Origin of the sequence: Amycolatopsis sp. CA-126428 (genome assembly GCF_002904335.1) — a bacterium.
GTDB lineage: Bacteria > Actinomycetota > Actinomycetes > Mycobacteriales > Pseudonocardiaceae > Amycolatopsis.
The window spans coordinates 41,508-48,310 of sequence record NZ_PPHF01000042.1 but is presented as its reverse complement, the minus strand read 5'-3'; the positions used below and the strand labels follow the sequence as shown (position 1 = coordinate 48,310).

The 6,803-nt window shown below is 67.0% G+C and carries 6 protein-coding genes; 2 read left to right on the top strand and 4 right to left on the bottom strand.

Features of this window, described 5'->3' with window-relative positions; all coding sequences use genetic code 11:
• Positions 1-59 precede the first annotated feature (59 nt).
• Both C2L58_RS12705 and C2L58_RS12700 read right to left on the bottom strand, forming a co-directional pair.
• On the bottom strand, positions 60-1,199 hold the full coding sequence (locus C2L58_RS12705; protein WP_199191241.1) for an FAD-dependent oxidoreductase: 1,140 nt from the start codon (positions 1,197-1,199) through the stop codon (positions 60-62).
• Between the two features lie 176 nt (positions 1,200-1,375).
• Complete coding sequence (locus C2L58_RS12700) at positions 1,376-1,765, bottom strand: TetR/AcrR family transcriptional regulator C-terminal domain-containing protein (RefSeq protein WP_233225692.1); 390 nt, start codon at positions 1,763-1,765, stop codon at positions 1,376-1,378.
• Between C2L58_RS12700 and C2L58_RS48580 the strand changes: the two genes are divergently transcribed.
• Positions 1,751-2,017, top strand: coding sequence for a hypothetical protein (locus C2L58_RS48580; protein WP_146073580.1), 267 nt, complete (start codon positions 1,751-1,753; stop codon positions 2,015-2,017). The two genes, C2L58_RS12700 and C2L58_RS48580, sit on opposite strands and share 15 nt — an antisense overlap.
• Before the next feature lie 163 nt (positions 2,018-2,180).
• Here C2L58_RS48580 and C2L58_RS12695 read toward each other — a convergent pair whose 3' ends face one another.
• Together C2L58_RS12695 and C2L58_RS12690 are read right to left on the bottom strand one after the other, a co-directional pair.
• Positions 2,181-2,957 (bottom strand): class I SAM-dependent methyltransferase, encoded by a 777-nt coding sequence (locus tag C2L58_RS12695; RefSeq protein WP_103337775.1) that lies wholly within the window; start codon positions 2,955-2,957, stop codon positions 2,181-2,183.
• A 420-nt stretch (positions 2,958-3,377) separates the two neighbouring features.
• Positions 3,378-5,384, bottom strand: coding sequence for a CocE/NonD family hydrolase (locus C2L58_RS12690; RefSeq protein ID WP_199191240.1), 2,007 nt, complete (start codon positions 5,382-5,384; stop codon positions 3,378-3,380).
• Positions 5,385-5,500: 116 nt separating this feature from the next.
• Here C2L58_RS12690 and C2L58_RS12685 point away from each other — a divergent pair, with 116 nt between their 5' ends.
• Positions 5,501-6,115, top strand: coding sequence for a TetR/AcrR family transcriptional regulator (locus tag C2L58_RS12685; protein ID WP_103337773.1), 615 nt, complete (start codon positions 5,501-5,503; stop codon positions 6,113-6,115).
• Positions 6,116-6,803 lie beyond the last annotated feature (688 nt).

Sequence of the window (6,803 nt, the reverse complement as noted above, 5' to 3'; positions counted from 1 at the left end):
TGGGTTCCTCCTGGATGCGCGTTCGATGGCGGCGGGCGCGGTGATCGTCGGGGCCGAGCTCAGTGGGCTGCCCGGCCGGAAGTGAAGAACTCGGCCGTCTGCTCCAGGCCTCGCCGGCCGAACATGGTGTCCATGTGGGCCACGTTCTCGGCGGCGGACGCCTCACTGCGCGGGAACAGCGCCTGCTCGTACGCGGCCAGGGCCGCCTCGGTGTCGCCCGGATGGGCGGCGATGGCCAGGGCGAGTTCCGCGCCGTCGAGCATGGCGAGGTTGGCGCCTTCCCCTGCGAACGGGGACATGACGTGGGCGGCGTCACCGAGCAGCGTCACGCCCGGGACGCGGTCCCAGCGGTGCCCGACGGGCAGGGCGTGAATTCGGCGCGGGGTGATCGTGTCCGCGTCGTCGACCAGGCCCCGCAGGCCCTCGTCCCAGTCGGCGAAGTGGGCCAGAACCGCGGCCTTGGCGGCGGCCGGGTCGGTGAACTCGACCGTGTCCAGCCACCCTTCGTCTGTCTTGAGGGCCGTGTAGATGTGCAGGCTGCCGTCGGTTTCCCGGTGCGCGAGCATGCCACGTTCGTTTCCCAGCGCCATGAAGAACCCGCCGCCAATGATCGCGGCGCTGCGGGGGTGGCGGGTGTCGGCGTCGAACAGGTCGGTCTCGGCGAAGGAGATGCCGGTGTAGGCGGGCTTGGCGGCCGAGACCAGCGACCGGATCCGCGACCAGGCGCCGTCCGCGCCGATCAGCAGATCGGTGGTGATGGTGGAGCCGTCGGCGAAGGTCACCTCGTGGCGCCCCTCGCCCAGCCCCCGCGCGCCGGTGACCTTCCGGCCCCAGTGGATCGCGCCGTCGGGCAGGGAGTTCAGCAGCAGGTCGCGCAGGTCGCCGCGGTCCACTTCCGGCCGCCCGCCAGTGCCGTCGTCCTCCTCGGCCACGTACACCGTGCCGTCGGGCCCCAGCAGGCGCATGGCCTGGCCACCCTCGTGGACGATCTTCAAGAAGTCGTCGTACAGACCGGCGGCGTGCAGAGCCTTCTGCCCGTTCTCCTCATGGATGTCCAGCATCCCTCCCTGGGTGCGGGCCGCCGCCGACGCCTCCAGCTCGAAGAGCACCGGTTCGATGCCGTTGGCGTGCAGGACGCGGGCAGCGGTCAGACCGCCGAGACCTCCGCCGATGATCGCGATGGGGAAGTGAGTGCTCATGGGACCTCCGAAATCCGTGGGGAAGACGTCTGTTCGCCGGGCCCGCCTGAGCGCAATCGGCGACCTCGACAACCACACCGTAACGAACATGTTCGCCGCGAACAAGTTCGCTGTGAGGCAACCCTCATCGCCCTACGTCACATTCAGCTTCAAAGCAGGCTGAATCCGCCTATCAGTCAGTCCGCTGCGCCCAGGACGGGCGTGTGGGTGATGCCGTTGATGAGGACGTCGAAGCTCCAGCGGATCCGGTCCGGCACCGAGCCGCCGATCAGCGCGGGCACGTGCACGGCGATCGCCGGATGCGTACTCACGTCCACGGCGTCCAGCACACGCACAGTGGCGTCCCAGTCCTTCCCGGCGGCGGGGTCGTGCGCCCGCGTCGCACGCTCGGCAGCGGTGGCGGGCGCATCCTGCAGCAGCTTGTTCGCTCCCCGCGCGACCTGCTCGCGACCGGCACCACTGCACACCAGGAGATCGAGGATGCGCTCCACCAGACGCAGGTAGTTCTCTCCGCTCGGGCGGCCGACGAGCGCGGCTCGCGCCATCGGCGGGTGCTCGAACAGCACCTGAGTGCACGACGCCATGACGGCGCGGAGCTGCTCGCGCCAGTCCTCACCGCCGTCCCGGTCGCTCAGGTCGACCTCGCCGAGCAGCGAGTCCAGGAGGTCGGCCCCTTCGACTCGAACTCGTTCGCCAGGTCCAGCAGCACCGTCACGCCGCCTGCCGCCAGGTACATCACGTCATGGACCAGCGCGCCCGAGCTCCCGGCCGACGCGGCGGCGATCTCGGGCCGGATGTTCTCTTTGCGTGGCCGGTGACGCTCTAAACGGGCCGCAGCAGGTCGCCAGGCCCGAGGTGAGTACGGCCGGGTCTGAAGTCTGCGGGGCGCGAGGACACCCAGCGTCGGCTGTGGAGACCAGCCGTCGACCTCGGTTTGCCATCGGCCGCGCGGACGGAGGACCGATCATGACCTTGGAAACGCTAGGCGGGCTCGGCGATCACGTGTGTCAAGGAAGCCACACGGCGATATGGATCGGTGGCCCCGGCCCGTTCCTCGCACGCCAGCAACGCGAGGAGTTCCTGTTCGTCTGGGAATGTGGCCTCAGCCGGGGCTGCGTCGGTGAACACCCGGACGCCGTACCACGCACGCACCCTCATTCCCCCGTCGGAGAGCGACGAGGCCAAGGCGTCGAAGCGGTCAGCGCGGGCGGACACGCCGATCCGGTTGTCATACGACAGCTCGTCGAACGCCTGCGACGCAGTCGTCCAGTCGCCGGCCAGACCTGGGCGCATCGCCAACCCGTCGCCGTTGCGGACGAGCAGGGAGAGGATGCCGTCCCTCATCACCAGCCTCCCCAGGTCCGCCAGCAGAGGCTCCGGGTCGGGAAAGTACATCAGGACACCGTGGCACAGCACCACGTCGAAGCGGCCCGGCTCGAACAACGCGGCCAGGTCGCGGGCGTCGTGCTCGACGGTCCGCACCCGCGCCCTGACCTCGGCCCGTTCGTCCTCCAACACCCGTTGAAGGTCCCCCAGGAGCGTGGGCGAGGAGTCGAGGCCGGTGACGTGATGTCCCTGCCGCGCCAAGCGCAGGGCCTGGGTTCCCTGGCCGCATCCCACATCCAGAACCTCCAAGGGGCGGGAGTCCGGGAGATGGCTCGTCAACTGCCTGGCGACGAGCTCCTGCCGAACCACCTGCCGGAGAGTCCCCAGTCGAGCCCGCCATTGTTCCTCGCCGACCGCGAACTTGGAACCCATCGTGCCTCCCGTTCCACCCCACCCGACCGGCAGGAAGCGTATTGCGCGTGCTATCTGCTGGTGACGATCGCCCCGACGGCGTGCACACGGTGCTGCTCAGCCCAAGGCAGCCAGCGATCCGCCGAAGGCTCCTCACCATCGGGTTCGCAAGTGACACCCCCCGCGCGGCAGGTCAGCCGAGGTGCAGATAAACCGACAAGTGGTGATGCGCGCATGTCACCTCAGATGATCTCGGAACGTACCACGCTCGTCTTTCACCGGCTTCGACTCAATCGGCACGACGCCGGCGCCCCTTTCCGCGTGCCGCAACGCAAGGCTGGACGCGACTGCGCAGCATTGCGGCCATCCTTGCTTTCCGGCATGGTGGTTGAGGCGGTGTCGTGAAGCCGCCTCAACCACGGCGGCCGTGAAGCCTGGCCGTCACGCCCACACGGGCAGTTGCAGGTAAGACGCATGATCGCCGCCAGTGTGGACGACGTGTTGTCCGTTGTTGGCAGGAACGTACTCGACGAGCCTGGGCATCATCGGCCCGATCAGCGGCCGCCCGCTGATGACGAAGCGCAGCTGTTCACCAGGGTGAAACTCGAGGCCGACCGGTAGCAGGTCGATCTCGATTTCCGCGATCTCGCCTGGGCTGAGCTTTTCGACTCGGTCGAAGCTGTGCACCGGCACGGCGTCCGTCGACAGTGTTTCGTCCAAGTGGCGCAGGGAGACGCGCAGGCGGCCGTCGGATCCCTTGTAGCGCAGGATCGAGGCACCTCGCTCGGTCAGGTCGTGCGCCATGGCGGTTTGGTTGGGCACCGTGAACTGCTGCAGCGGCGTGCCGTACGCGTCGAGTTTCTGGACGAGGACGAACAAGTCCATGTCGTCCGCACCTGCCGCCTCGACCCACAGGTGCGCTTTGGGGTACCCGACCAGCACCGTCTCCCGGTCAAATCGGGTGACGAACGACACCAGGTCCGGGTTGGCGGCGACGTCGTAGCTCGCCGTCGCTTCGTCGCTCGGCGCCGTGGTGGTCAGGACGCGGGACCGGCCGTCAAGGTAGTACTTCGTCAGAGTGACGTCGTTCGGCGGGAACTCGTCTGCCGCGATGTTGACCTGGTCGCCGCCTTCGAGGTCAAGCAGCGAGTAGCGCACGCGTGGGGTCTGCTCCCACCCGTTGTCCTCGCCCTTGAGGTAGTGGTCGAAGAACCGGCGCAGATCTTCCCGGTTCGCCTCGTCGTAGTAGTCGGGCCACTCCTGGCCGTTGTGGATGCGCAGCCACTTCTCCTCGGAGCCGATCCGGCGCCAGGCGCGGAACGTTCCGGCGGTGTGCAGCGTGTTGGAGTAGCTGGCCACCACGTACGCCGGCACGGTGATCTGGTCGAGCTGCGGGATCTTGTTCTCCCACAGCTCGGTCATCAGCGGATAGCGCTCGGCTTCGGCGAGGATGTCTTCTTTGCGGCCCTTGCCCCAGTAGCTGTAGTCCCGCAGCTGCCGCGCGAAGCCGGTGTCGGGCATGCCGCCGCGCATCACCAGGTCGCGGTAGACATCGCTGACGCCTTCCCAGGGGTTGATCGCGGCGAGATGCGGTGGTTGTTCGGCTGCGGTGAACCACTGCGAGACCGCGAGGTAGGACGTCCCGCTCATCGCGACTTTGCCCGAACACCACTCCTGGGCGGCCAGCCACTCGACCAAGTCATGGCAGTCCCGGCCTTCCTGGCGGTCCCACAGCACGCTGTCGCCTTCGCAGTTGGCGACGCCACGGATGTCGGGGTTGCAGATCGCGTATCCGTGCGCGCACCAGTACGCCGGATCCGGACCCTCGAACTTCGCCAGGCCCGACACGATGCCGTTGTCCAGGCCGACCAGCCCAAATACGCCCATCACGCTGGGCGATGTTCCCTGGCCTTTGCCGTACGGGCTGAACGCCACGATGACCGGCACTTTCTCCGTTCCCGCAGGGCGCAGCACGTCGACGTAGGTCGTCACACCGTCTCGCAAGGTGACAGCGATGTCCTTTTCGAGCACGACGTCGACCGGCAACGGCCGAAATGGTGGCGCGATTTGGAAACCGGTTTCCAGAGTTCGCGTTCCGGGCTCGAAATCGCTCAGCAGACCGTACCGGTCGTTGCCGGCTTCCAGCGGCTGCGATGGCATGTAGATCTTCTGGTCATCGCTCAAGGCGGGCTCCTCTGTCTCTTCGTCTGATGACCGGCGCCGTGTCGGATCGACGACGACCACGACGTCGCCGCTTGTCCGCAACGTACCTTCGCGGCGACCAGATATCAACAGGTGTTGATATCCTTCGATAGGGTGAGCCAGCAGCGTCACTGCAGCCAAGGCGCCCGACAATCTCATCGTCGACACCCAGCGCCGTCGATCGATAGCGCAGACAGCGAAGATCACCCGATCGATGCGGCCGACCTCATCGGCGGCCCACGGCACGCGCTCGCAACCCCTCCGGCGGCGCGACAGGGGACGCGTGACGTACGACGAGGACAACGCCACTGCGATATCCGCGGCCGTTGACAACTGCCTGGAGAACCTTCCATTGTGAGGACATGTCGTCAACTGAGGGCAGCGCCGCAGCGCGCGCACGGCGCGGTCGCCGACCAGGTCAGAATGACACGAGGCAACTCATCCTCGACGCGGCGCGAGCCCGCTTCGCCTCCGATGGTTTCGCCGGCGCGACGATCCGTAAAATTGCCGCGGACGCTGGAGTCGACGCGGCCTTGGTCATGCAATTCTTCAAATCGAAGGACGAGCTTTTCGGCACCGTCATGTCGGTGCCGCCCGCGGCGCTCGCGCGCATGACTGATGTATGGAGCGGCCCTCAAGACGATATCGGGAGGCGCGTGGCGCACACGTTCCTCGATGTGTTCGAGAACGACCCGCACGCATCCGAGCCGCTCCTGGCGATGCTGCGCGGCGCAATCGCCCACGAGCGAGCAGCAGCGCAGCTCCGTGACTTCATCGAAGCCCGGCTGCTGATCGGCGCCGCCGGCCGGCTGCGCGACGACCAGCAGACGCGACTGCGGGTAGGCGTCGCGTCGGCCATGCTCGTCGGCATCATCGTCGCTCGAAGCGTCGTTCGCGTACCGACCGTCGCCGACGCAAGCTTCGATTCCGTCGTCGCCACCGCAGCGAACGCGCTGCAGGCGCTGCTGACTTCCTAGCTATCAGTGCGGCAAGTGCAACGGACGCCGCCGATCGCCGCTCCGGGCACCATCGATCCGCTCGTCGATTCACGACGCCACGGCCGGCAGGCGTCTCGACTACAGGGGTAGCTGCTGACGCGGGCCTAAATCGCCTTCCCTGCCGTAGCGTCGTGTGCGACGTTCCCTCGGACCAGTTTACCGACCAAGATGTCGCCACAGGATCAGCCTTGGGTCAGGGTGAACACCGCTTCGCAGTGGCTTCCGCATTGCGGACAAGGCTCTCGCGCATCCGGGTGATGCCTCCCTCTGCGGTGACCTCGATCCGGTCGCCCCAGCTACGAGGGAAGCGGTACATCGCGCTCGAACGCTACGTCCGCGCGCGGCTTCGCTGTCCTGACACGGCGATGCGCGGATTACCGTCGGCGCCGTTGGCATTCAAGGCCGTCTTCGGTGACCGATCGGGCATCCTTGGTCTGCCATCGAAAATTGACCCGTTCTGACGGTGACATGGCCACAAGAAGACCTTAGTATCGATGGCGCGCACTAATTTGGGCAAAACTGGTAACCGTACGCGCCAAGGTTGCTCACACGGACGCCACGCGCGGCGGACGAGCACAAATGGCCCGGACCGTTGCGGCGGTTACGGGCGCGCGCCTATCTGCCACTCTTGGCGCATCGAGATCAACATCATGACTTCCAGGCCTGA

What these genes read in the sequence shown, in the direction of transcription:
- C2L58_RS12705 (WP_199191241.1), bottom strand. Translation starts at nt 1,199, where the DNA reads ATGAGCACTCACTTCCCCATCGCGATCATCGGCGGAGGTCTCGGCGGT.
- C2L58_RS12695 (WP_103337775.1), bottom strand. Translation starts at nt 2,957, where the DNA reads ATGGGTTCCAAGTTCGCGGTCGGCGAGGAACAATGGCGGGCTCGACTG.
- C2L58_RS12685 (WP_103337773.1), top strand. Translation starts at nt 5,501, where the DNA reads ATGTCGTCAACTGAGGGCAGCGCCGCAGCGCGCGCACGGCGCGGTCGC.